Source organism: Halobellus rufus (assembly GCF_000739575.1).
Taxonomy (GTDB): Archaea; Halobacteriota; Halobacteria; order Halobacteriales; family Haloferacaceae; genus Haloquadratum; species Haloquadratum rufum.
Window position 1 is genome coordinate 156945 of sequence record NZ_BBJO01000002.1, and the last position, 23387, is coordinate 180331.

The following is a 23387-nucleotide window of genomic DNA, read 5'->3' on the forward strand; positions in this document are numbered from 1 at the left end:
AGCGTTGATTTATACCGCTGCCGACGCCTCGTGCTCCGAAAGGTCGGTCACTCGTCCGCTCGGCTCTCGACGTACGCGTCGACGCCGAGATCGTGCAGATCGCGGGAGTCGCGGGCGACCTGTCCGACCAGCGACTCGTGGTACTCGATCAGGCGCTCGCGCAGTTGCTCGTGCTCGCGGGAGAGAATCTGCGCCGCGGACAGCGCCGCGTTGAACGACTTGCCCGCGTCGACGGCGACGATGGGCGCGCCGGTCGGCATCCCGATCACCGAGTCGACGGACTTCTCCTGAACCGGGACGCCGACGACCGGGATCGGGTACGCGATCGAGGCGGTCATGTTCGGGAGGTCGGCGGACTTCCCGCCCGCGCCCGCGATCACGACGTCCAGCCCGCGCGCCTCGGCGGTCTCGCCGTAGGCGTACATCAGTTCGGGCGTCCGGTGCGCGGAGACGACGTACGTCTCGTAGGTGAAGCGCGCCTCGGGCGCGTCGCGGAAGTCCGTCTGCTCGGCGAAGCCGAGTTCCGAGAGCGCCTCGTGCGCGCCCGACATCGTCTCCAGATCCGAGTCCGACCCCATGATGATCCCGACGTCGGGCGTCGTCTCGGGGTCGACGTCTGCGTCGGCCTCCTCGCGGAGTCGGTCGATCAGGTCCTGTACTGTCACGTCGCTTTCGTCGTCTGGGGTGTAGTCGGTCATTGCTGGCTCGTTGTGTAGTGGCTTCGGGGCGTCGCGCTTTTCTGTCGACTCGGTCACTCGAACGTCAGCGCTTCTCTGACCTCTCTCGCGTGCGCGAGAAGCGCGTCAGCGTCGCGGCCGGTCTCGCCGTCGCCGGTCACGGTCACGTGGCCCATCTTCCGCAGCGGGCGCACCTCGTCCTTGCCGTACCAGTGCAGCGACGCGTCCGCGTCTTCGAGGACGGCCTCGACGGTGCCGAGGCGCGCCGGTCGGGGCTCCTCGACGGTCCCGAGGACGTTCGACATCACGGTCGGACAGCGCAGGCGGGTCGACCCGAGCGGCCACCCGAGGACGGCGCGGACGTGCTGTTCGAACTGGGAGGTGCGCGCGCCTCGATCGTCCAGTGTCCGGAGTTGTGCGGCCGCGGTGCGATCTCGTTGACCGAGATCTCTCCGTCGCGAGTCTCGAACAGTTCGATCCCGAACACGCCGCGGCCCGACAGCGTCGACAGGACGTCGCGGGCGACCTCTTCGGCGCGCTCTAAGACCTCGTCGCTCGTGCGCGCGGGCAGGATCGTCTCCCGGAGGATCTCGTCTTCGTGGACGTTCTCGCCCGCGGGGAACGTGCGGACCTCGCCGTCGCCCTGCACGGCGATCACCGACAGTTCCCGGGCGAAGTCGACGAACGTCTCGGCCATCGCGGGGCCGCCGACGGCGTCGATGGCGTCCTCGACGTCGGCGGGGTCGGTCACGGGGACGTTCCCCCGACCGTCGTAGCCGCCGGTGCGGGCCTTCAGCATCACCGATCCGAACTCGTCGAGCGCCGCGCGGAGGTCGTCGGCGTCGTCGACCTTCCGGAACGGGGGGACGGGCACGCCGTCGTCGGCGAGCGCGCGCTTCTGGACGAGTTTGTCCTCGATGGTCGACAGCGTCGCCGGGTCGGGGTTCACGGAGAGGCCGAACTCCTCGGCGACCTCCTCCAGCAGTTCGGAGTCGGCGAGTTCGATCTCGAACGTCAGCGCGTCGACCTTCGAGGCGAGTTCGCGGAACGCCTCGGGGTCGTCGAAGTCGCCGACGACCTGTTCGCGGGCGACGGGCGAGGCGGGGCACTCCGGCGTCGGATCGAGGACGACCACCTCGACGCCGAGCGGGGCGGCCGCCTCGGCGAGCATCCGGCCGAGTTGGCCGCCGCCGACGACGCCGAGCGTGGGTCCGGGTACGGTGACGGTCACGGGCGTTGATACTGGACGATACTGAATAAAGTTTGCCGAACACTGCGCGCGGATGCACACGATCGTGCGCACAGCCGCGACGCACCGGCGGAGTTTCGACGTGGCCGGAACCGGGGTTACGACGTCGCTGACGCCGACTCGGATTCGTACTCGGGCGCGACGCGCTGCAGTTCCTCGCGTTCGATGAAGACGACGACGTCGTCGTTCCAGAGCCGGAACTTGTGCTCGAAGGCGGCGTACCCCGACAGCTCCCCGGAGACGTCGTTGCGGTCGAAGCCCTTCGCGATCACGACCGGCGGTGGGTCCGAGAGCGTCTCGTTCAGGTCGGCGTCGGGCGACGAACTCGTGACGTTCGCGCCCGCGCGTTCGAGGTACCACGGCAGCGGCAGGCGGTCGTGCCACGCGGGCCCGCCCGGCGGCGCGGTGTCGAGCGAGGATTCGTTGCGGACGTAGAACAGCGTCTCGTCGCTGCCCGGCGCTCTCGTCCCGACGAAGAGGACGTCAGCGCCGTCGTCGTTGGCGGCCGCGACCTCGCCTGCGACCTCGATCGTCGGCTTCAGCGAGTTCTCCGGCTGCGCCCACTGCAGCACCTCCCTGTCGTCCTGATCGGTCGTGTTGAAGTAGGTCGCGTTCGCGGCGGCGACGCCGCCGACGGCCGAGAGGAGAATCAGCGCCGCGAGGCCGACGCTCACCGCGTCGCGCGCGTCGAGGGCGTCGCGAGCGGACTCGACGACGAACGCGACGCCGACAGCGGCCGGAATCGCCAGCGGCACGATCACGTGGACCGCCGCCCACGGGGCCTCGATGTCGGTCGCGATCGGGTAGCCGAAGAGCGAGGCGACCGCCCAGTACGTCGCGAACGTGACGACCTCGCGGGGGCCGTCCCCGTAGAGCCCGTAGCGGTCGGCGACGATCCCGAGCAGCCCGAACGCGATCAGCGCCGGTGCGCCGTAGACGAGCGTCTCCACGAGGTCGACGAGGTACGGCAGGTACGGGTGGTCCTGGTGGCCGCCGCCGCCCCACGTGTCCGCGAGTTTCTCGGCCGCGCCGATCGTGCCCGCGTCGAGGACCGACGGGAGCTGTGCGGGGTTCGAGAGCGCCACCCAGAGGTCCGGCCGCGGTGCGTAGAAGAACACGGTGACCGCGAGGAACAGCACGACTGCGCCGGCCGCTGTCCCGGCCACCCGAGCGAGCGATGCCTGCGGCGTCCGTCCGTGCGAGGTTATACTCCGCGTGACCCCTGCGCGCCACCGCCCGGCGACGCCGCGGACCGGCTCCCCGCGCGCTCGGGCGCCGAGCAGCCGGTGATCCAAGAGAAGCGCGCCCGCGCCGAGGAAACAGAGCACGTACAGCAGCGCGTTCGCCTTCGTCGTGAACGCGAGCGCGAGAGCGGCGGTCGCGGGGAACGCGTACCGGAGCCGACCGGTGTCGAGCCCGCGAACGACGAACCCGAGCGCGACGACGGAGAACGCCGCCACGAGCACGTCGTTTCGCATAAACCGGGAGTAGTAGACGACCAGCGGGTTCAGCGCCAGCAGCGCCGCGAGCCCCACGAGTTCGGTGTCGCGAAGCCGCTCGCGGAACAGCCACGCGGCCAGGGGGAACAGGCCGCCGACGAGCGCGACCGGCAGCCGCGCGGTGAAGTCCGAGACCGGGAGGACGAAGAACAGCCAGTCGTTGACGATCGGGAGGAACGGTCCGTGGACGATCGGGCGGTACGTGTGCACGCCGGTCTCGTGATAGCGGAGGATCCAGTAGCCCACGCGGCCCTCGTCCCAGTGGAAGATCCGCCCGCCGAGCGCGACGAGGCGGAGCGCGAGCGCGACGGCGGTGAACCCGAGGACGCCGAACAGCGCGCGACGCCGGTTCGGCCCGCGGCCGGAATCGGCGCTCGCGCTCGCAGGTCGGCCGCGGCTGTCGGGGTCGCTATCGATGGTGCCGATGTCGTCGTCGAGTTCGACCCGTTCGACGGGAGAGTCGGTTTCAGCGTCGCTGCCGGGGGCATCCTCCGGTCGCGCCGCTTCGGAGGAGGGAGCGTCCGTGTCGCGGGGGCCCTCGTCAGGGCTCATTGCTTCGTTGTGCTCCCCAGTTCGTTACAACTCTTGTGTTTGCGACCGGGCAGCGGCGCTCGCGGCCCACGACAACTCAACGTATCAACCGAGCTACGGCTCGGGCGACGGACGCGTGCCGATACCTCTTTGAGCGCGCCGGGGGACCGCTTCGGTATGGTAACGCTCGGATTAGTGGTGGCCGAATTCAACGCCTCGGTCACCGAGCCCATGGCGGCCGCCGCGAGAGAGGCCGCCGCGGAACGAGACGCTGAGATCGAAGCCGAACTCCCCGTCCCCGGGGCGTACGACTCGCCGCTGGCGGCGGATCGGCTCGCCCGACGCGACGAGGTCGACGCCGTCGCGGTCGTCGGCGCGATCGTCACCGGCGACACGGACCACGACCGCGTCATCGCCGACGCGACCGCGAAGTCGCTGACCGAAGTGAGCCTCGACCGCGACGTGCCCGTCACCTTCGGCGTCTCCGGCCCCGGACAGAGCGGGGCCGAGGCGAGAGAGCGAGTCGAGAAAGGTGCGGAAGCGGTAAACGCCGCCGTCGATATGGTGGAGACGTTGGCATGAGTTTCGACTTCGCAGCCCGCGTCGAACGGGTCGAACCGAGCGCGACGCTGGCGATCAGCAACAAGGCGAGCGAACTGGAAGCGGACGGCGTCGACGTCGTCGACCTCTCGGTCGGCGAACCGGACTTCCCGACGCCGGAGAACGTCGTCGAGGCGGGCAAGGACGCGATGGACGCCGGACACACCGGCTACACCCCGTCGAACGGGATCCCGGCGCTTCGCGAGGCCATCGCCGCGAAGCTCCGCGACGACGGCATCGACGCCGCGAGCGACGAGGTCATCGTCACGCCCGGCGGCAAGCAGGCGCTCTTCGAGACGTTCCAGACGCTCATCGACGACGGCGACGAAGTGGTACTGCTCGACCCCGCGTGGGTATCCTACGAGGCGATGACCAAGCTCGCGGGCGGCTCGCTCAACCGCGTTGATCTCGCACCCTACGACTTCCAACTGGAGCCCGCACTCGACGACCTCACGGAAGCCATCTCCGACGACACCGAACTGCTCGTCGTGAACTCGCCGTCGAACCCGACGGGCGCGGTCTACTCCGACGCGGCGCTCGAGGGCGTCCGGGATCTGGCCGTCGAGCACGACGTCACCGTCATCTCCGACGAGATCTACCAGGAGATCACCTACGGCGTCGAGCCGACGAGCCTCGGATCGCTGGAGGGAATGAGCGACCGGACGGTCACGATCAACGGCTTCTCGAAGGCGTACTCGATGACCGGCTGGCGGCTCGGCTACCTCCACGCCCCGGAGTCGCTGATCTCGCAGGCCGCGAAGCTGCACTCCCACTCGGTCTCCTGCGCCGTGAACTTCGTCCAGCACGCGGGCCTCGAAGCGATCCAGAACACCGACGAGGCCGTCACGGAGATGCGCGACGCGTTCCGCGAGCGACGCGATATGCTCTCGGAGCTGTTCGCCGAGCACGACGTCGACGTCCCCGTCGGCGACGGCGCATTCTACATGATGCTCCCGGTCGACGACGACGATCAAGAGTGGTGCGCGGGCGCGATCGAGGACGCCCACGTCGCGACCGTTCCGGGCTCGGCGTTCGGCTCGCCCGGCTACGCGCGGATCTCCTACGCCGCCAGCGAGGAGCGGCTCCGCGAGGCGGTCGACCGACTCGTCGAGCACGGTTACCTCTGAGCGGTCGGCGACGCCGATTCGTCGCTGACTGACGGCGACTGCGGCCCCTCGAACTGACGGCAACCTATTTCGTACACGCACGAAGACGTTCAGCCGTTGCTCTCAGTACCCCGCGAGCGCGTCCGCTCCATCGGGCGGCGGACGCTCGACCTCGGCTGGCCGGTCGCCCTCCAGCAGACGCTCAACACGCTGATGCGGACGGTCGACATCCTCGTCACCGGCTTCTTCTCGCCGGTCGCGGTGGCGGCCATCGGCCTCGCGGACCTCTACTCGCGGATCCCGCTCCGCGTCGGGATGGGCCTCGGAAGCGGGGCGATCGCGCTCTCCAGTCAGGAGACGGGTCGCGGCGACACCGTCACCCGCGATCACGCCGTCACGCAGGCGCTGCTCATCGGTCTGCTCTGCGGCCTCCCGCTCGTTCTCGTCGGCCTGCTGTTCGGCGAGGCGCTGATCGCCCTCCTCGGAGCCGAGTCCGCGGTCGCGAGCGAGGGCGGCCGCTACCTGGCGATCATCTTCGCCGCCGCGCCGATGCGGATCGTCGGCTTCGTCGGCGTGCGGGCGCTGCAGGGGACCGGCGACACGCGAACGCCGATGGCGATCAACGGCGTCGCGACCGGGCTGAACATCCTCCTGTCTGTCGCGCTGGGGTTGGGACTCGCCGGCGCGCCGCGGCTGGGGATCGTCGGCGTCGGGATCGCGACGGCGGTCGGTCGAACCGTCGAGGCGCTGCTCGTCGTCGGCGTCTTCCTCGGCGGTCGCTCGGCGGTGTCGCTCGCGCGGCCGCGGGGGCTGCTTCTCACCAGACAGCTGCTCGAAGTGAGCGTCCCCGACATCCTCGGGGGCTTGAGCACCGAGATCGCGAACTTCCCGTTCAACTCGCTGGTGCTCCTGTTCGGGACCGAGGCGAGCGCCGCCTACCACGTCGCGAACCGCATCTACCAGCAGTTCGCCGCCCCGTTCTTCCGGGCGTTCCGAACCGTCTCGAGCATTCTCGTCGGGCAGGCGCTCGGCTCTGAGAAGCCCGACGAGGCTCGGGAGACGGCGACGATCGTCGCGCTGTTCAGCGTCGCGACTCTCGGCGTCGTCGGCGTCTTCCAGTTCGTCGCCGCCGAGCCGCTCGCGACGCTCTTCACCCGGGACGCGGCGACGGTCGCGTACGCGACCGACTCAACCGCGCGTTCGCCGTCGCGCTGCTCTTCATCGGCGTTTACTTCCCGTTCTCCGGTGCGCTGAAGGGCGCGGGCGACACGCGGACGCCGTTCTACGCGGGCGTCGTCGGCTCGTACGTGTTCCTGCTCGGCGGTTCGTACCTGCTCGCGATCACTCTGGGGTTCGGTCTCCCCGGCGTCTTCGTCGGCATCGTCCTCTCGTACGCCGCGCGCGCGGCCATCGTCGCGACTCAGATCACCGGCGACGACTGGACGGCGCTGGCCGCGCGGATGATCGCCGAGCGCGACGAAGAAGAGACGTGAGGCGACCGCCGCGGGGTCCCTCGCCCGCGAGTTTTTATACGTTCACGGCGCCACACCCGGATGTGCACGTCAGCGACCTCCCCGTGCCCGCGGCCGTCCGCGAGCACTACCGCGAGTCGGGGATCGAGGAACTCTATCCACCACAGGCTGCCGCCGTCGACGCCGGGATCACCGAGGGCCGGAACGTCGTCGCCGCGATCCCGACGGCGTCGGGGAAGACGCTGATCGCGGAACTGGCGATGCTGACCGCCGACGGCCCGGCGCTGTACGCCGTCCCGCTCCGCGCGCTCGCCCGCGAGAAGTACGAGTCGTTCGCGCAGCTTCCCGGCGTCAGCGTCGGCATCTCGACCGGCGACTTCGACTCGCCAGCCGAGGAACTCGGCGACGAGGACGTCGTCGTCGCGACGGCGGAGAAGGTCGACTCGGCGATCAGGAACGGGGCCTCGTGGGTCGAAGACCTCGCCTGCGTCGTCGTCGACGAGGTCCACTTGCTGGGGCAGGAGCGCCGCGGCCCGACGCTCGAAGTCACGCTCGCGACGCTGCAGCGTCGCGCCCCGGGCGTTCAGATCGTCGCGCTCTCGGCGACCGTCGACAACCCCGCGGACATCGCCTCGTGGCTCGACGCCGAACTCGTCGAGTCGACGTGGCGCCCGGTATCGCTTCGAACCGGGGTCTACGACGGCGACGACGTCCGGTTCGACGACGGCTCGACGCTCGACGTGGACGTCGGCGACGGCGGTGAGCCGAACGGCGGCGACGGTTTCGACACCGGCGTCCCGGCGGCCGACGCCGATCGAGGCACGGAGGCGACCGCCGAACTCGTCGCCGACGCCATCGATTCGGGCGGGCAGTGTCTGGCGTTCGTCCGTTCCCGCAGCGAGGCGGAGTCGCTGGCGGCGCGGCTCGCCGAGGCTGACCTCGCGCTCGACGAGTCGGCCGCGGCGGATCTCGCCGGGGACGTCCGCGGCGTCGACGGGACCGCGACCGGGCGACGGCTCGCGGCGGCGGTCGAATCCGGCGTCGCGTTCCACCACGCGGGCCTCGTGAGCGAGCACCGCGCGCTCGTCGAGTCCGGATTCCGCGACCGCGAACTGGGGGTGCTCTGTGCGACGCCGACGCTGGCCGCCGGCGTCAACGTCCCCGCGCGGCGCGTCGTGATCCGAGACCTCGAACGCTACACCGGCGAGGAGATGTCGCCGCTGCCGGTGCTGGAGGTCCACCAGATGTGCGGCCGCGCCGGACGGCCGCACCTCGATCCATACGGCGAGGCCGTGCTGATCGGCGAGGCGCACACCGCCGAGGACCTGTGGGAGCGCTACGTCGATGCCGGCCCCGAGGCGGTCCAGTCCCAACTGACGGCGCGCGAGGCGCTCCGCACGCACGTGCTCTCGGTCGTCGCCTCCGGGTTCGCCGACTCGACGGCGGGCGTGCTGGACCTGCTGGACGCCACCTTCTTCGCCCACCAGTCGCCCGACGTCGACCTCTCGGGGCTGCTCGGGAGCGTCGTCGACGAGTTAGGTGCGATGGAACTGCTCGACGTCGGAGGGAGTCACGGCGGCGACGAGAATGCACGGGATGGCGGTGACTCGCTCTCGCTGGCCGCCACCGACCTCGGGGAGACCGTCTCCCGGCAGTACGTCCGCCCCGAGACGGGCGCGCGGCTGATCGAGGGAGTCAGAACCATCGAGACGATGGCCGCGGAGACGGTCACGCCGCTGACCGCGCTGGGGGTGGTCTGCGCGACGCCGGACATGCGCGGCACGTACCTCGGCAACCGCGAGCGCGCCGACGTCTACCGCTACGCCTCCCGGCACGCCGCGGAGTTCACGACCGCGCCCGACGAGGCCGAGGACTTCGAGGCGTGGCTCTGCGCGGTCAAGCTCGCCCGGCTCGTCTTCGAGTGGGGCGAGGGCGCGACGATCGAGGACCTCGTCGACCGCTACCGCGTCGGCCCCGGAGACGTCGAGTCCCACGTCGAGCGCGCCGCGTGGCTCCTCGGCGCGGGTGACGCGCTCGCGACGACGCTCGGCTCCGACGTCGACGTGTTCGACGCGGTCCGACGGCGACTCGCCGAGTCACTCGAGGACGACGTCGAACGGCGGCGGCCCCGGTAGGCGTCCGGGGCGAACCGCTCGGCCGCCCCAGCGACTCTCCCCCGTCCGCCGGCGGAATTTATGCCCCCGCGGCGTGAACTCCGAGGGGTATGGCTGGAATCACCTACGAGGACTTCATCGACCTGTCGTTCGAGCCGTCGGCCGACGATCTCGTCTGCACCTTCCGCATCGTCCCCGCGCAGGGGATGGACGTCGAGGCGGCGGCTTCCCGCGTCGCCTCCGAGTCGTCGAACGGGACGTGGTCGGCGCTGCCGACCGGCGAGGGGTTCACCGACATGGGCGCGACGGCCTTCGCGATCGACGCCGACCCCGACGGATCCGGAACGGGCTCCGGCGACGCCGACGCCGCGGAGATCGAGGTCGCCTACCCGTCGGGGCTCTTCGAGCCCGGCAGTATGCCGCAGATCCTCTCCTGCATCGCGGGCAACATCATGGGGATGAAGGCGGTCGAGACGATCCGCCTGCTCGACTGCGAGTGGCCCGAGTCGATCGCGACCTCGTTCGCCGGACCGCAGTTCGGCTCCGACGTCCGGGCGGAGATCTTCGGCGTCGAGGACCGTCCGATCCTCGCGACGGTGCCGAAGCCGAAGGTCGGCCTCTCGACGGAGCGGCACGCGGAGGTCGGCTACGAGGCGTGGACCGGCGGCGTCGACCTCCTGAAGGACGACGAGAACCTCACCGATCAGGACTTCAACCCCTTCCACGATCGGCTCGTCGAGAGCCTCGCGAAGCGCGATCAGGCCGCCGAGGAGACCGGCGAGGCGAAGTCCTACCTGATCAACGTGACGGCCGGGACCACCGAGATGCTCGAACGCGTCGATCAGGTCGCCGCGGAGGGCTGTGAGTACGTGATGGTCGACGTCATCACGACGGGCTGGGCCGCGGTGCAGGCCGTTCGCGAGCGCTGTGAGGAACTCGGGCTCGCGATCCACGCTCACCGGGCGATGCACGCCGCGTTCGACCGCCTGCCGGCCCACGGCGTCTCGATGCGCGTGCTCGCCCAGATCTCTCGGCTCGTCGGCGTCGATCAGCTCCACACCGGCACCGCGGGGCTCGGGAAACTCGCGAACGAGGACACCGTCGGCATCAACGCGTGGCTCCGCGACGATCTGTACGGCCTGAACGACGTCCTGCCGGTCGCCTCCGGCGGCCTGCATCCCGGCCTCGTCCCCGACCTCCTCGCCGCCACCGGAACGAACGTCTGCGTGCAGGCCGGCGGCGGGATCCACGGCCACCCCGACGGGACCCACGAGGGGGCGAAGGCGCTCCGCGCGTCCGTCGAAGCCTACGCCGAGGGTCGCTCACTCGAATCGAAGGCCGAGGAGAGCCCCGCGCTCGCGACGGCGATCGAGAAGTGGGGAACCGAGACGCCCCGGTGAGGGCAGTCGGCTGCGACGGTCGACGAACCGCCGCTCAGTCCGAGTCGGTCCCGAGCGGATCGTCGCCGCGGTCGGCGTCGGACGAGCGCGTGTCGGCGCGACTCCGGTAGAGAAGCGCCAGAGCGGTGAACGCGGCGGCACCGGTCGTGTTGAGTATCAGGTCGACGATCGTATCCTCGACGTAGAACTCCAGGGACCAGTGGTACCAGAAGGTCTTGAACACGAACTCGTACACCTCGAAGCCCGCTCCGACGGCGAGCACGGCCGGGACGAGCCACGTCGGTGAGCGGAGCGTCGAGCGCCGGAAGGTCAGCGCCAGCAGCGCCGCGACGCCGAAACCGCCCATCGCGTGCGTCATCAGGTCCCACCACGGGCGCGCGGTGTAGACGTTGTAGTAGACGCCGCCGAAGTGCAGCCCCGAGACGAGGACCGACCAGAGGGCGAGGGCGAGCCACGCGCCGGTCAGGAGGTCGCCGCGGGGGAGTTCGCGTCGGAGCCGCCCGACGAGGAGCTTCGGCCACGAGGGGACCGCGCGGTGGTCGGGGTACCCGGCGGTCCGCATCGTCGCCCACGTGGCGACGAGCGTGAGCAGGAGGGAACCGACCCCGACGATCAGTTTCGGGGTGAAATGCGGGAGGGTCTCCATCGGTCCGGGGTCTCCGCCGCGTCGGTAAAACTCTTCTGTGGTCGGTTTCGCCGCCGGTCAGGACGCTTTCGCGCTCCCGTCGAAAAAGTACCCGATCGACCCCGTCAGGGATCCGCCCACGGCTCCGTCGTGCTCTCGCCGAACAGTTCGCGCATCAGGGTGACGATGCTCTCGGGCGGGAACTGCCCGCGCTCGGTCACGATGGCGTCGACGTACCGCGGCGGCGTCACGTCGAACGCGGGGTTCAACACGTCTATCTCACCGATTTCGCGCTCGTCAGCCTTGCTTATGACCTCCCGTTCGTCGCGCATCTCGATGTCGACCGTCTGCCCCGTCAGCGTGTCCGGGTGGAGCTTGATCGTCTGTGCCGCGCAGACGATGGGCGTCCCCCGGTCGCGGGCGTTGACCGCGAGCCCGCTCGTGCCGATCTTGTTGATCACCGACCCGTCGGCGGCGATGCTGTCGGCCCCGACGAGGACGTGATCGACGTCGTTGAGGTACCGTCGGGCCGCCGAGTCGACGATCAGCGTCACGTCGACGCCCAACTCCACGAGCGACTCGGCGGTGATGTGCCCCTGGTTCCGCGGCCGGGTCTCCTTGACGTACGCCGACAGCGACTTCCCCTGCTCGACGGCGGTCTCGACGCAGGCGAGGACGTCCGTCGAGTGGCAGTGCGTCATAATCGTGTCGCCGTCGCGAAGCCGGTTCGCGCCGACCCGCCCGAGGTCGTTCTGCGCGGTGTCGAGTCGGCGGCAGAACTCCGAGACGCTGTAGCGGACGCTCGCCCGAAGTCGCTCGACGGTCTCCCCCTCGACGTCCCGAAACACGTACCGGAGCGCGTTCGGCAGGCTCACTGCCGTGGGTCGGGTGTCGTAGAGGACGCGCGCCGCGGCCCGGAGTTCGGCGAGGAACTCCTCTCCCGTCTCCGCGTCGCTCGCGGCGGCCTGCTCGCCGAGCGCCTCCGCGGCGGCGGCCGCGATGGTCGCCGCGCCCCGGATCTCCATCGATCCGATGTCTTCGGCCGTCTCGCGGACGGCCTCGGCCACGTCGACGTCGCGGTCGGGACGGCTCATACCGTCCGTTCGGGCGCGTGAGTAAAAAGTTCGCTCCCGGGGCCGCGGAGTGATCGGATCTCGGGCCGCGGAGCGTGCGGTGCCCGACAGGCGGCACACGCAGGGGTCGAGGCGGCGGCCGACAGTCGTTCGCGGCTTAGAGGTACTGCTCGATCATCGAGCGGAGCGTCGACTCGTCGCGGACGCCGACGACCTGCTCGACCGCTTCGCCGCCGCTGAAGAGCTGTAGCGTCGGCACGCCGCGCACCTGGTACTGCTGGGCGAGCTGCTGGTTCTGATCGATGTCGACCTTCACGACCGCCGCGTCGGTCGATTCGGCCAGCGATCTCACGGTCGGTTCGAGCATCTTGCACGGACCGCACCAGTCCGCGTAGAAGTCGACGAGCACGACGTCGTAGTCGGAGACGGCGTCCTGCAGTTCGGCGTTCCCGTTGACGTGGATCGGCTCCGACGGTGCAGAATTCGGTTCTGAACCATCTTCTTCGGCGCTTTCGCCGTCGATCTGGGACGCTAACTCCTCGCGTTTCTGGGCGCGGATCTCGTCGATATCGCTGGGTGATTCGCTCATCACCACCTCGTTAGTCGGCTACGAATAAAACAGTTTTGCAAAATATAGACAATATAGGTGGTCGGAGCCGAATAGTTCGTGAACTGGTACCGTTGCTCGCGGTATCGTCGCGGCCGCTGTCAGCGCCCATCGAGTGTCGTGCCGATCGACGAGATCCTCCCTGCGTCAGCGGTCAGTCAGCGTACAGCGAGTACGTGATGACCGCGAACCCGACGAACGTCAAAATCGCGTCGATGAGGATCCCTGTCGCGAGGTTGACGCCGAGGATGAAGTCCATCGTCCCGCCGAGCAGCGCGCCCAGTGTGACGATGCCGAATCCGAGTGCGAGCGCCCGGAGCGCCCCCGTTCCAGTCTTGCGGTACGCCTTCCACGAGAAGTACGTGATGAGGCCGCCGAGGACGAGGATCCCCGTCTTCACCACGATGATTCCCGTTGCGATGCTGGTCGTTGCGGTATCGTGTGCCATTATGTTTCCTCCCGTACGGCGGTCCAGATGTCCGCGAGTCGTTCTTCGGGCCCCTTGTCGACGTGGGCGATCTCTACGTCGAGTTCGCGCGACTCCGAAAGCGCGATGCGGACCTCCTCGAAGGCGACGGCGTACGTGGTCGTGTGGTGTCCGTCCGATCGGATCTCGGTCCCCTCTTCGAGCAGTTCCGCCTCGGTCAGGAGATCCAGTTTCCGATACGTCGTCGAGAGCGGAATGTCGGTCCGCTCGGAGAGCTCGCTCGCCGTCAGTGGCTCCTCGAGCGCTCGGATGATGGCTCTCGCGTCTGCGTCGTCGAGTGCGTCGAGGACAGACCGCAGGTCAGCTGACTCTCTCACGGCCGACTCGCGCGCCATTACCGGATGCTGGACGAGCGCCCGTATTAATCTCCCGGGATGGAGCGAGGTACTTTATCGAAGCCCCGTGAAGCCGCGGCGTATGAGCGACCCGAAGCCGTTCAGGTACGACGCCGAGGTGCCGCCGGGAGAGACTCGCCACCTCCGGTACGAGATCAGCGAGACGTACCTCGGCGATCCCGTGGAGATCCCCGTCACGGTCGTCAACGGCGAGCACGGCGGCCCGACGGCGTTCCTCTCGGCGGCGATCCACGGCGACGAACTCAACGGCGTGAAGGTGTTACAGGAAGTCGCCGACAGGTACGATCCGGCGAACGTCCACGGCACGCTGGTCTGCGTCCACGTCGCGAACGTCCCCGGCTACCTCGCCCAGCAGCGCTACATCCCGATCTACGACCTCGACCTGAACCGATCGTTCCCGGGACGTGCGGGCTCGAACACGGCCGAGCGGATGGCGAATCAGATCTACGAGCGGTTCGTCAAGCCCTGCGACTTCGGGATCGACTTCCACACCTCGACGCGGAACCGGACGACGATGTACCACGTCCGCGCGGACACGACCAACCCCGACGTCGAGCGGCTCGCCCGCGCGTTCGCCTCGAACCTCATCCTGTCGGGCGAGGCCGACCCCGGGTCGCTGCGGACGGTCGCGACGAACGACGGCATCCCGACGATCACCGTCGAGATGGGGCGGGCCCACCGCTTCCAACCGGAGCTGATCGACCGGGCGGTGGAGGGCGTCGAGAGCGTCTTCGCGGAGTACGGCATCCGCCCCGACGAACCGGTCCGCTGGCCAGGGTGGACGCGGGTGATCGACAGCAACGGCGACAAGACGTGGCTCCGCGCCGACACCGGCGGGCTCGTCGAGATGCAGTACGGGCCCGTGCCGCTGGTCTACGAGGGCGACACGATCTGTACGATAACGGACCACTTCAAGGAGCGCGAGAAACGCGTGGCCGCGCCGTTCACCGGTCTCATCATCGGCACGCTCCAGAACCCGGTCGCCGCACCCGGCCACCCGCTGTGTCACCTCGTCGGCGTCGACGACGCGACGCTCCGGGAGATCGAACGCGAGATCGAGGCCGGCGAGTTCACCGAGCGGCCGTGGATGTGACGGAACCGGTCGCCGCCCCGGAGACCACGGGCGGGGCAGTCACATCGAAAGCTACACGCGGGACAGTCACGCCGACGAGGTCTGCTCGTGCGTGTGGTGGTAGAACCGCACGCGGGCCCCCTCGCCCACGAGCACCGGCTCGAAACAGACCCGGCGGTAGCGGTCGTTGTCGAGCAGGTTCACCATCAGTCCGCCGTCGTGCTCGGAGACGGACTCGTAGGCGCGGTCGCACACGGGACAGGTTTCCGGGGGCTCCTCGGGGACGTTCATCCCATCCTCTCGGACATCTCACGCGCCCTTCGATCGGCGTTCCTCGGCGACTCGCGAGACCGTCTCGTACTCCCCGTCGCCGTACGCGATGAAGCGGACGTCGACGAGCGAGTCGGGGTCGAACGCGTGGATCGCTTCGAGGATGACCTCCGCACCCGATTCGAGATCGAACCCCGCGACGCCGCAGCCGAGCGCCGGAATCACGAGCGACTCGCAGCCGAGTTCGTCCGCGCGTTCCAGTGTGTTCCGCGTCGCGTCGCGGATGCTCTCTGCGGTCGCCTTCCCGTCGCCGTAGTGCGGCATCGCCGCCGCGTGGATCACGTAGTCGGCGTCGAGTCCGTAGGCGTCGGTGACGGCGACGTCCCCGAGGTGGACCGGCCCCTTCGAGACCGCCTCGCGGTTCAGTTCCTCGCCACCTGCCCGTCTGAGCGCGCCAGCGACCCCGGAGCCCATCTGGAGGCTGGTCCCGGCGGCGTTGACGAGGGCGTCCGCGGACTGCTGTGCGATGTCCCCCTGGACGACGGAGCACTCCATACGCGTCGTTCGACGCGCGAACGAAAAACGCCTGCGGCCACTGCGACTGCCCCATTCAGGCGAACGCTCTTGTCGCGGTAGGTTCTCTCGCGGGTATGAGCGACCGATCGACCGAGCCGCCACTCCTCGAAGCCGTCGCCGCGCGGGCCGTCCGGGCCAGCGGCGACTACCTCCTCGAGGCGTTCCGCGACGACGCGATCGAGGCGGAGTACGGCACCGACGACGTGAAGTCAGCCGCGGACCGCGTCGCGGAGGATCACGCGCTAGCGGTGATCCGGGACGCCTACCCCGATCACGCGGTCCACGGCGAGGAGTCCGGCCGCGCCGGCGACCACCGCTACGAGTGGGTCGTCGACCCGCTCGACGGGACGAACAACTTCGCGGCCGACGTCCCGCTTTTCGCCTCGGCGGCGTGCGTCCTCGACGACGGCGACCCGCTGGTTTCGGCGGTCTACGAGCCGCTCCCGGACTCGCTGTATCTCGCGCGGCGGGGTGGCGGAGCAACGGCCGACGGCGAGGAACTCCGCGCCGAGAGCGACCGCTCGCTCCCGTCGGGGACGGTCTCCTTCGTCGTCGGGCTTCCGGCGCTTCGGAATCAGGCCTATCGCGATACGGCGGATCGATTGGAGGACACGCTCGACGACCGCTGCAAGCGCGTCGTCAACACGTGGTCGCCCTGCGTCGACTGGGCGCTCTTGGCCCGCGGATCGATCGAGGGGCTCGTCGCCTACCGCCCCGACGTCTACGAGCAGTACGCGGGCGCGCTGCTCGCCGAGGAGAGCGGCGTCGTCAGCCGGATATTCGACGTCGACGAAACCCCGTCGGGATCGGGACTCGTCGAACGCAAGAGCGACGACGCCGGCGTCGGCATCGACGGCCTCTACGTCGCGGCTCCGGACCGCGAGACCTGCGATCGGCTCGTCGACGCAGCCACGGCGGTTCTCGACTGACCGCGCCGCGGTGCGGTTTCAGCCGTTCGGCAGCGAGGCGGAACCGCGGGGTTTCAAGCGTCGTCGGTCCTTGCCGACGGATATGGTACTCGACACCGTGATGGTGACCCTGCACGTCCTCGTGGGCGCGCTGTGGGTCGGTAGCGTCGTCTTCGTCGCCGGAGCGATCCTCCCCGCCGCCGCGGAGGGCGCGCTGGACGCGGCCCCGCTGGAGGCGATCGCCGACCGACTCGTCTACCTCTCCCGCGGCGCGTCCGTCGTGATGTTCCTCACCGGCGGCCACCTCGCCGGGACGCGCTACACCGTCGAGACGCTCACCGCGAGCGGTCGCGGCCACCTCGTCCTCGCGATGCTCGCGCTGTGGCTCGTGCTCACCGCGCTCGTCGAGATCGGCCGGAGCCGACTCGTCGACGGCCTCCAGGAGAAGCGCGTTCGAACGCCCGTCGCGGAGTCGGCGACGTTCTTCCGCGCCGCGGCCGTCGTCGGGATCCTCCTCCTCGTCGACGCCGGACTGCTGGCCTCGGGACTCGCCCTGTACTGATCCGGAGAATGAACCGCCTCAACCCCCGCATTCGGCTGCTGTGGATCGTTCGATCGCTCATCACGGCCGCCGTGCTCGCCGGCATCGCGTTCGGCGTCGGCCGCGTCGTCGACCCGGCGTGGCTCCCCGCGTGGACCCCCGCTGCCGTGTTCCTCGCCTTCGGCGGCCTCGGAGTGGCGCTCGCCGTACTCCGGTACCGCGCGTGGCGCTACGAGGTCCGCGAGGACTCGCTGTACCTCGAACGCGGCGTGTTCACCAAAGTCCGGACGGTCGTCCCCTTCGTCCGGATCCAGCACGTCGACACGAGCCGATCGCCAACGGAGCGGCTCGTCGGCCTCTCGAGCACCGTCGTCTACACGGCGGGGTCCCGCGGCGCGGACGTGTCGGTCCCGGGGCTGACGCCCGGCGACGCCGACGACCTCCGCGAGCGGCTGAAGCGGCTGGCGATCCGCTCGGAGGGCGAGGACGCCGTCTGAGATGCCCCGGAGCCTCTCGCCGCTGTCGGTCCCCTACCGCGCGTTCCAGCGCGGCGGCGGCATCCTCGTCTTCCTCGCGTTCGCGCTCGGCGGCGGCGTGTCGATCCCGGGCGTCGGCCCCGCGGGGCCGCTCGTCCTCGTCGGTCTCGGCGGCCTCGCCGTGCTCGCGCTCGTCGGCTACGAGGTGGCCTACGTCAGGCGGTTCAGCTACGAACTCGGCGGGGACACGCTGGATATCGACTCGGGCGTGCTGTCGCGCCGGAGCCGCGAGATCCCGCTGCGGCGGATCCAGAACGTCGACATCTCTCGGAACGTCGTCCAGCGGCTGCTCGGCATCGCGCTCGTCTCGTTCGAGACCGCGGGCGGCGGCGAGACCGAGGCACAGCTCAAGTACGTCACCTTCGAGGAGGCGAAGCGGCTCCAGCGCGAACTGGCCCGGCTGAAGCGTGCGGTCGACGCGGAGGCGGCCGAGGGTGAAGCGGGCGAGCGGGCCGCCACCGCCGAACCCGAGTCGACGGAGCTGTTCGCACTCGACCGGAGCGAACTGGCGATTCTCGGCGCGCTGTCGATCGATCTTCGCGTCCCGGGGATCCTCTTTCTGCTCGTCTCCACGGTCGGATCCACCGTCATCTCCTCGTACCTCGACGCCCTCCCGGGCGTCGCGCTCGCCGGCGTCGCCGGCGCGCTCGTCTTCGGTCTCGCGCTCGTGTCGTGGGCCGTCGGGGCCGCCGCGTCGATAATCGAGTACTACGACTTCCGACTCGTCCGCTCGGGCGACGAACTGCAGTACGAGCGCGGCCTGCTCCAGCGCTACGACGGCTCGATCCCCTTCGACAAGATCCAGACGCTGACGATCGCGGACAACCCGCTGAAGCGACACTTCGGCTACGCGACGCTGTACATCGAGACCGCGGGCTACGCGCCGGGCGGGTCGGGAAGCGGCTCTCGGGGCTCTGAGGCGGCGATCCCGCTCGCCAAGCGCGAGCACGTGCTCGAACTCGTCGAGCAACTCGAACCCGTCGGCACCGTCGACCTCGAACGGCCGCCCCGGGTGGCGCGCCGTCGCTACCTCGTCCGGTACCTGCTCGTCGTCGGCGTGCTCACCGGGATCAGCTACGGCGCGGGAACGCTCTTTGCGCTCCCGTTCCCGCCGTGGATCCCGCTGCTGCTCGCGCCGCTGGCGGTCCTGTTCGCGCACGCGACGTGGCGCAACCGCGGCCACTGGCTGGGTGACCACCACGTCGTCACCCGAAACGGGGTGCTCAGACGCGAGACGAAGATCGTCCCCTACTACCGCATCCAGACGGTCATCGACTCCCGCAACGTCTTCCAGCGGCGACTGGGCCTCGCGACCGTCGCGATCGACACCGCGGGATCGCTCTCGCTCGGCGGGCAGGACGCCGCGGCCGTGGACGTCGCGAGCGCCAGAGCCGACGAGTTGCGCGCGGAACTCGAAGCGCGGCTCGGGGACGCCGTCGACGCCTACCGCGCCGGCCGCGCCGGAATCGGCTTCGAGGACGAGCCGCGCGCCGAGCCGGGAGCGAGCGACGGCGACGGCGACGAGACTGACGACCGGGAACCGCACGGAGAAGAGACGTAACCAAGGCCCGACAGCGAACCGCGGTCCGGATGCGAACCGAGGCCCGATCGGACCTCAGTCGTCGGCGACGGCCGCGCTCACTTCGACCGATTCTTTCTGCGCTTCCTCGACCGTCGGCTCCGCCGCCTCGCCGAGGCCGGTCCACGCGAGTTCCTCCTCGTACTGGAAGGCCGCGTGCTCCCGGGTGGGGTCGACGACGGTCAGCGAGAGCCAGTCGTTGTCGAGCAGGTCGGTGAGGTGTTCGTGTCTCGAGAGGACGTCGGTGACGCGGTCGACCGGCGCGTGGACGACCGTCGAGAGGCGGAGCGGCTGGTGGTAGGGCTCGTCGTCGGCGCGCATCACCGACTGCAGCGGCAGTCCGCCCAGCAGGTCGCCCCCGTTGCCCTGGTAGACGCCGACGTTGCCGACCGGGTTCTGCGTCACCTTCGACCCGCTGCCGTAGGCGGCGGTGTCGACGGTGGCGAAGTAGTACTGGGTGTTGATCCACTGAGTGACCACCATCGGCCCCGTCAGGATCGCCTCGAGGGCGTCGCCCTCGGGGTCGGTGCGCCAGTCGTAGGAGTGGAGGAACGAGCGCCCGCCGAGGTCGAGGTCCGCCGTGAGTTCCCGCGGCCCGACGACGAACCCCGCGTTCCCCGCGAGGCCCCACTCCGGGCGCGTCTCCGCCCAGTCGGCGGCGCGGCGCTTCGTCTCGCGCTCGGCGTCGTCGGGAGCGGCCCCCATCGACGTCGCGCGTTCGGCCGCGGCGTCCGCGGTGGCGCTCGCGAGGTCGGCGCGGAGCGCTTCGACGTCGCGCTCGTGACTCTCGGGGACGTCACCGGCGTACAGCGTCACCTCGTCGGTCGTGGTGTTGTGCTCGCCGGCGACGAAGACGGTGTCGTCGGGGATCTCGATCCCCCGCTCGGCCAGCGCCGCCTGCACCCGATCCTCGTTGCAGATGGCCGCGAGGACGCGGGCGTTCGGGCCGCCGGGGTTGCCGGCGCAGGCCCCGCAGTCGAGGCTCGATCCGAAGGGGTTGTTCGCCGTCTGGCTGGCGTGACCCGTGAACACGACGAGGCGCGCGAACTCCTCCCAGCCCATCAGCTCGAAGGCGTTCGCGGCGTACTCGACGCGCTCTTCGAACGTCATCCCCCGCGGAATCTCGTCCCCGTCGGAGCCGTCGCGATCGAGCGCCGGGCGGCAGAACTCGTGTGCACAGGGCGTCCGGTCGTCGATCGCGTCGAGGGCGTCGTGGACGCGTCCCGGCAGGAGCGTCCGCGCCGCGAGCGCTGCCCCGTAGCCGCTCCCGGCGGCCTCGACGAAGCTGAACGCGGTCGCGGCGTTCGACTTGAGCCCCTCGAGGACGTTCTCGCCGGCCTCCAGCAGGTTCGTCCACCGAGTGTGACGCTCGTGGCTGTGCTGGTGGGCCCCGGACGGCCGGTCCTCGATCCGGTGGGCGACGTCGACGATCGGCGGACACGCGTCGGTGCCGACTTCCGAGTCGAAGCCCTCATAGCGCATCGGAATGCCGAAGAACCCGGCGTAGCCGTGCGTCTCGTAGTTCCCGGCGGACTCGACGTGCCGGCGGAGGACCTCCGAGCGGGTGTCGATGCAGAAGACCAACTGCGCGTCCGGGCGGGCTTCCGCTCCACCGTCGGCCTCGGCGCGCTCGTCTTCCGCGCCGACGCGGGGGCTCCTCGCGGCGACTTCGTCGACGAGGCGCTCGCGGTACGTCGCCTCCCACGCGTTCAGCCACGCCTCCGCGAGCGGGGCGTCGTCCGCGTCGTCCCCGCTCTCGGAAGTCGCCCCGATATCGGCCGCCGCGTCGGGCACGATCGGCGCGTCGAACTGGTCCGCGAGAGTCAGTCGAACGGCCAGGTACCCGGGCAGCGTGATCGGACAGGCCGACTGCCAGACGTCGCCGTCGTCGACGCGGCGTTTGATCAGTCCGGTCCAGCCGGGGAGCGCGCTCAGGTGGTGCTCGAACGCCGACGGCCACCGGTCGCGCGGGTGGTCCGCGAGGCGCTCGGCGAGCGCGTCGATCGGATCGTCCGGGAGCGCCGCGATCGACGACTGATCCGGGATCTCGCGGTCGTACTGCGCGGCGGCGCGGAACGCGCGGTAGAACCCGCGGGACCGATCCGGCATCGGCCACTCGGCGGCCCCCTCGTCGAGGAACGCCGACAGCCACTTCGTCAGCACGGCGTCGACCCGATCGGACGGCGTCGTTCCCTGGTCGTCGCCGTCTGGAGTCGCGTCGCCCGCTTCGGTCTCCGACGCCATCCGATCGAGGAGCGCCTCGGGGTCGACCTCTCCCTCCTCGGGATCGCCGTACCCGTGCTGTGCCAGCGACTCGCGCAGCCTACCGGGGTCGATCCGACCCTGCTCCCAAGCGCGGCGGAAGACCGACGCGCTCGGGTACCCCTGTCCGCCGTACAGGCGTTCTCCCTCCCGGACCGCCTCGTGGAAGGGCCGGTCCTCGAACCCCGAGAGCGGGTTGGCCGTCACGAACGAGTGGAGCGGCCAGGTGCGTCCGACCGTGCGCTTCGCCTGTTCGATGCTGTCGCGGATGGCGGTTTCAGTACTCATTATAGTCCTCCGTGGCGGTCAGAAGCGTCGCAGACGGCGGCCGGGTCGCGTTCAGTAGCGCGACGTATAGCCGACGGCTGCGCCGGTACGCGCCCGTCTCGATCGCGAGGTAGGCGACGAGGAACGCGGCGGCCACGACGGCGTGTCCGACCGTCAGTTCGGCCGGTGCGGTGACGAGCGGCACGTCGCGCAGGACCACCCCGACGGACCGGTAGACCGCGCCGTACAGCGCGATCGCCGGGAGGAAGACCAGAGGGATCGCGCCGATCCGGACCGGCGCGGACAGGTCGGTCTGCGAGAGCGACGTCCGCGCCGCGTGCAGCGTCGTCAGGACCACGATCAGCAGCAGCAGCGCGCCGCTGTCGAGTCCGGCCCCTTTGCCCGTGATGGTCGCGAACACCGCGCCGCCGGCGATCGCCGAGAGGAGCGTCACCGCGCCACCGACGGGTCCGAGAGCGCCCTCGTCGGCGTTCGGGTTCGGGCTCGTCCGCTCGACTCGGCTCCCGGCAGAGAGGAACTTGTAGGCCTTGTAGAACCCGTGGAGGATCAGGTGCGTGATCGCGGCACCGAAGAAGCCGAGTCCGGCCTGCATAATCATGAAGCCCATCTGCCCGACGGTCGAGCAGCCGAGGCGGCGTTTGACGTCGGTCTGGACCGACTTCAGGAGCTTCCCGCCCAGCGCGCTGACCGCGCCGACGAGGACGATCGCGAGCATCACCGACGGCTCGGCGGTGACGACGGGCGAGAACCGGAGGAGCAAGATTCCGCCGGCGTTGACGAACCCCGCGTGCATGAGCGCCGACGCGGGAGTGGGGGCGGTCATCGAGCCGAGGAGCCAGCCGTGGAACGGCAGCAGCGCCGACTGGATCATCGCCGCGAGGACGAGCGCGCCTGAGACGGCGAACACCGTCGTCGCGGGCAGGGAGTCGGCGGCCGCGGCGAATCCCGCGACGGTCGTCGCCCCCGTCTCCAACCACACAACCGCGACGGCAACAGCGAGGAGCGCACTGCTCGCGAGGAAGTACCGGCGGGCGTACCGTGCGGCCGACTGCGCCTGCGGCCAGCCGCGGACGTGGCCGATCAGGTCGGCCATCACGAGGCCCATCGCCAGCCACGCGGCGGCGAAGAGCAGCGCGTGGTCCGCGGCCGCCAGTACCATCACGACTAGCGTGAAGCCGAACGTCCGACCGAAGAACCGCTCGATCCCGCGGGATCCGGCCATATACCGGCGCGAGTAACTGTTGACGATGCCCGCGAAGAAGGTCACGACGACCCACAGGAGAAGCGTCAGCCCGTCGATCGCGAACGGACCCGCCGACGGGAGCGACGGCCACCAACCGAGGGCCTGACCCGCGACCGCCCCGAGACTCGCGACGAACAGCGCCCACGTGAGTCGCGTGACCGCGACGGGCGTTAGCGTGTCCGCCTGCGGTTCCCCGCTCGGTAACTCTCCGATCGCCGTCGGTTGCTTCTGTCCTGTCATCCTTTGGTGTCTGGGCGATCTGCCAGTCCGCCCGACGACCCTGTCCGGGATCGCCAGTGGCAATGACAGATCTTCT

General features: G+C 70.0%; 22 protein-coding genes and 1 pseudogene. 11 read left to right on the forward strand and 12 right to left on the reverse strand.

All coding sequences use genetic code 11. From position 1 onward, the window contains the following. Positions 1–47: 47 nt before the first annotated feature. The 3 genes and pseudogenes from purE to ACP99_RS01400 all read right to left on the reverse strand — a co-directional run bounded on the left by purE (position 48) and on the right by ACP99_RS01400 (position 3977). Positions 48–698: a 5-(carboxyamino)imidazole ribonucleotide mutase gene (purE, locus tag ACP99_RS01390; protein WP_049984877.1), complete on the reverse strand. Its 651-nt coding sequence runs from the start codon at positions 696–698 to the stop codon at positions 48–50. A 53-nt stretch (positions 699–751) separates the two neighbouring features. Then, a pseudogene (locus ACP99_RS01395) lies at positions 752–1908 on the reverse strand (5-(carboxyamino)imidazole ribonucleotide synthase). A 116-nt stretch (positions 1909–2024) separates the two neighbouring features. Then, complete coding sequence (locus tag ACP99_RS01400; RefSeq protein ID WP_081927033.1) at positions 2025–3977, reverse strand: flippase activity-associated protein Agl23; 1953 nt, start codon at positions 3975–3977, stop codon at positions 2025–2027. A 156-nt stretch (positions 3978–4133) separates the two neighbouring features. On the opposite strand from ACP99_RS01400, the gene ribH reads away from it, so the two are divergent. The 6 genes from ribH (at position 4134) to rbcL (ending at position 10648) form a co-directional block, all read left to right on the forward strand. Continuing rightward, on the forward strand, positions 4134–4538 hold the full coding sequence (gene ribH / locus ACP99_RS01405; RefSeq protein ID WP_049984878.1) for a 6,7-dimethyl-8-ribityllumazine synthase: 405 nt from the start codon (positions 4134–4136) through the stop codon (positions 4536–4538). Next, positions 4535–5683, forward strand: a complete 1149-nt coding sequence (locus ACP99_RS01410; protein ID WP_049984879.1) for a pyridoxal phosphate-dependent aminotransferase — start codon at positions 4535–4537, stop codon at positions 5681–5683. Before ribH ends, ACP99_RS01410 begins: the two co-directional genes overlap by 4 nt. A 96-nt stretch (positions 5684–5779) precedes the next feature. Beyond that, complete coding sequence (locus tag ACP99_RS01415) at positions 5780–6916, forward strand: MATE family efflux transporter (RefSeq protein WP_197052322.1); 1137 nt, start codon at positions 5780–5782, stop codon at positions 6914–6916. A gap of 53 nt (positions 6917–6969) precedes the next feature. Further along, positions 6970–7155 (forward strand): hypothetical protein, encoded by a 186-nt coding sequence (locus ACP99_RS20330; protein WP_197052323.1) that lies wholly within the window; start codon positions 6970–6972, stop codon positions 7153–7155. A gap of 62 nt (positions 7156–7217) precedes the next feature. Further along, a complete protein-coding gene (locus tag ACP99_RS01420) occupies positions 7218–9269 on the forward strand; it encodes a DEAD/DEAH box helicase (protein WP_049984880.1) in 2052 nt (683 codons plus the stop codon). An 89-nt stretch (positions 9270–9358) separates the two neighbouring features. Further along, complete coding sequence (gene rbcL / locus ACP99_RS01425) at positions 9359–10648, forward strand: type III ribulose-bisphosphate carboxylase (protein ID WP_049984881.1); 1290 nt, start codon at positions 9359–9361, stop codon at positions 10646–10648. A 34-nt stretch (positions 10649–10682) separates the two neighbouring features. Here rbcL and ACP99_RS01430 read toward each other — a convergent pair whose 3' ends face one another. The 5 genes from ACP99_RS01430 to ACP99_RS01450 all read right to left on the reverse strand — a co-directional run bounded on the left by ACP99_RS01430 (position 10683) and on the right by ACP99_RS01450 (position 13775). Beyond that, the gene (locus ACP99_RS01430; protein WP_049984882.1) at positions 10683–11294 is read right to left on the reverse strand and encodes a hypothetical protein; all 612 of its coding nucleotides are present in this window, start codon (positions 11292–11294) and stop codon (positions 10683–10685) included. 104 nt (positions 11295–11398) lie between these two features. Continuing rightward, positions 11399–12367 (reverse strand): ribose 1,5-bisphosphate isomerase, encoded by a 969-nt coding sequence (locus ACP99_RS01435; RefSeq protein ID WP_049984883.1) that lies wholly within the window; start codon positions 12365–12367, stop codon positions 11399–11401. A gap of 136 nt (positions 12368–12503) precedes the next feature. Continuing rightward, positions 12504–12935, reverse strand: coding sequence for a thioredoxin (trxA, locus tag ACP99_RS01440; protein ID WP_049984884.1), 432 nt, complete (start codon positions 12933–12935; stop codon positions 12504–12506). 172 nt (positions 12936–13107) lie between these two features. Next, positions 13108–13401, reverse strand: coding sequence for a DUF7521 family protein (locus ACP99_RS01445; protein WP_049984885.1), 294 nt, complete (start codon positions 13399–13401; stop codon positions 13108–13110). Beyond that, the gene (locus ACP99_RS01450) at positions 13401–13775 is read right to left on the reverse strand and encodes a helix-turn-helix domain-containing protein (protein WP_049984886.1); all 375 of its coding nucleotides are present in this window, start codon (positions 13773–13775) and stop codon (positions 13401–13403) included. Before ACP99_RS01450 ends, ACP99_RS01445 begins: the two co-directional genes overlap by 1 nt. A gap of 82 nt (positions 13776–13857) precedes the next feature. Between ACP99_RS01450 and ACP99_RS01455 the strand changes: the two genes are divergently transcribed. Further along, positions 13858–14889: a succinylglutamate desuccinylase/aspartoacylase family protein gene (locus ACP99_RS01455; RefSeq protein WP_049984887.1), complete on the forward strand. Its 1032-nt coding sequence runs from the start codon at positions 13858–13860 to the stop codon at positions 14887–14889. A gap of 66 nt (positions 14890–14955) precedes the next feature. On the opposite strand, the gene ACP99_RS01460 is transcribed toward ACP99_RS01455, so the two are convergent. Both ACP99_RS01460 and ACP99_RS01465 read right to left on the reverse strand, forming a co-directional pair. Next, positions 14956–15159: a hypothetical protein gene (locus ACP99_RS01460; protein ID WP_049984888.1), complete on the reverse strand. Its 204-nt coding sequence runs from the start codon at positions 15157–15159 to the stop codon at positions 14956–14958. An 18-nt stretch (positions 15160–15177) separates the two neighbouring features. Next, the gene (locus ACP99_RS01465) at positions 15178–15693 is read right to left on the reverse strand and encodes a macro domain-containing protein (protein WP_049984889.1); all 516 of its coding nucleotides are present in this window, start codon (positions 15691–15693) and stop codon (positions 15178–15180) included. Positions 15694–15788: 95 nt separating this feature from the next. Between ACP99_RS01465 and ACP99_RS01470 the strand changes: the two genes are divergently transcribed. The 4 genes from ACP99_RS01470 to ACP99_RS01485 all read left to right on the forward strand — a co-directional run bounded on the left by ACP99_RS01470 (position 15789) and on the right by ACP99_RS01485 (position 19260). Next, the gene (locus ACP99_RS01470) at positions 15789–16643 is read left to right on the forward strand and encodes an inositol monophosphatase family protein (RefSeq protein WP_081927035.1); all 855 of its coding nucleotides are present in this window, start codon (positions 15789–15791) and stop codon (positions 16641–16643) included. A gap of 82 nt (positions 16644–16725) precedes the next feature. Beyond that, positions 16726–17184, forward strand: coding sequence for a CopD family protein (locus tag ACP99_RS01475; RefSeq protein WP_049984890.1), 459 nt, complete (start codon positions 16726–16728; stop codon positions 17182–17184). 8 nt (positions 17185–17192) lie between these two features. Continuing rightward, positions 17193–17660 (forward strand): PH domain-containing protein, encoded by a 468-nt coding sequence (locus tag ACP99_RS01480; RefSeq protein WP_049984891.1) that lies wholly within the window; start codon positions 17193–17195, stop codon positions 17658–17660. 1 nt (position 17661) lies between these two features. Continuing rightward, positions 17662–19260, forward strand: a complete 1599-nt coding sequence (locus tag ACP99_RS01485; RefSeq protein WP_049984892.1) for a PH domain-containing protein — start codon at positions 17662–17664, stop codon at positions 19258–19260. Between the two features lie 54 nt (positions 19261–19314). Here the strand turns inward: ACP99_RS01485 and ACP99_RS01490 are convergent, their stop codons facing one another. Both ACP99_RS01490 and ACP99_RS01495 read right to left on the reverse strand, forming a co-directional pair. Next, positions 19315–21828, reverse strand: coding sequence for a DUF2309 domain-containing protein (locus ACP99_RS01490; protein ID WP_049984893.1), 2514 nt, complete (start codon positions 21826–21828; stop codon positions 19315–19317). Beyond that, positions 21818–23311 carry a proton-conducting transporter transmembrane domain-containing protein gene (locus ACP99_RS01495; RefSeq protein WP_049984894.1) on the reverse strand — a complete coding sequence of 498 codons (1494 nt, stop codon included), beginning with the start codon at positions 23309–23311 and terminating at the stop codon, positions 21818–21820. The genes ACP99_RS01490 and ACP99_RS01495 overlap by 11 nt, the downstream gene beginning before the upstream one ends. Positions 23312–23387: the final 76 nt, after the last annotated feature.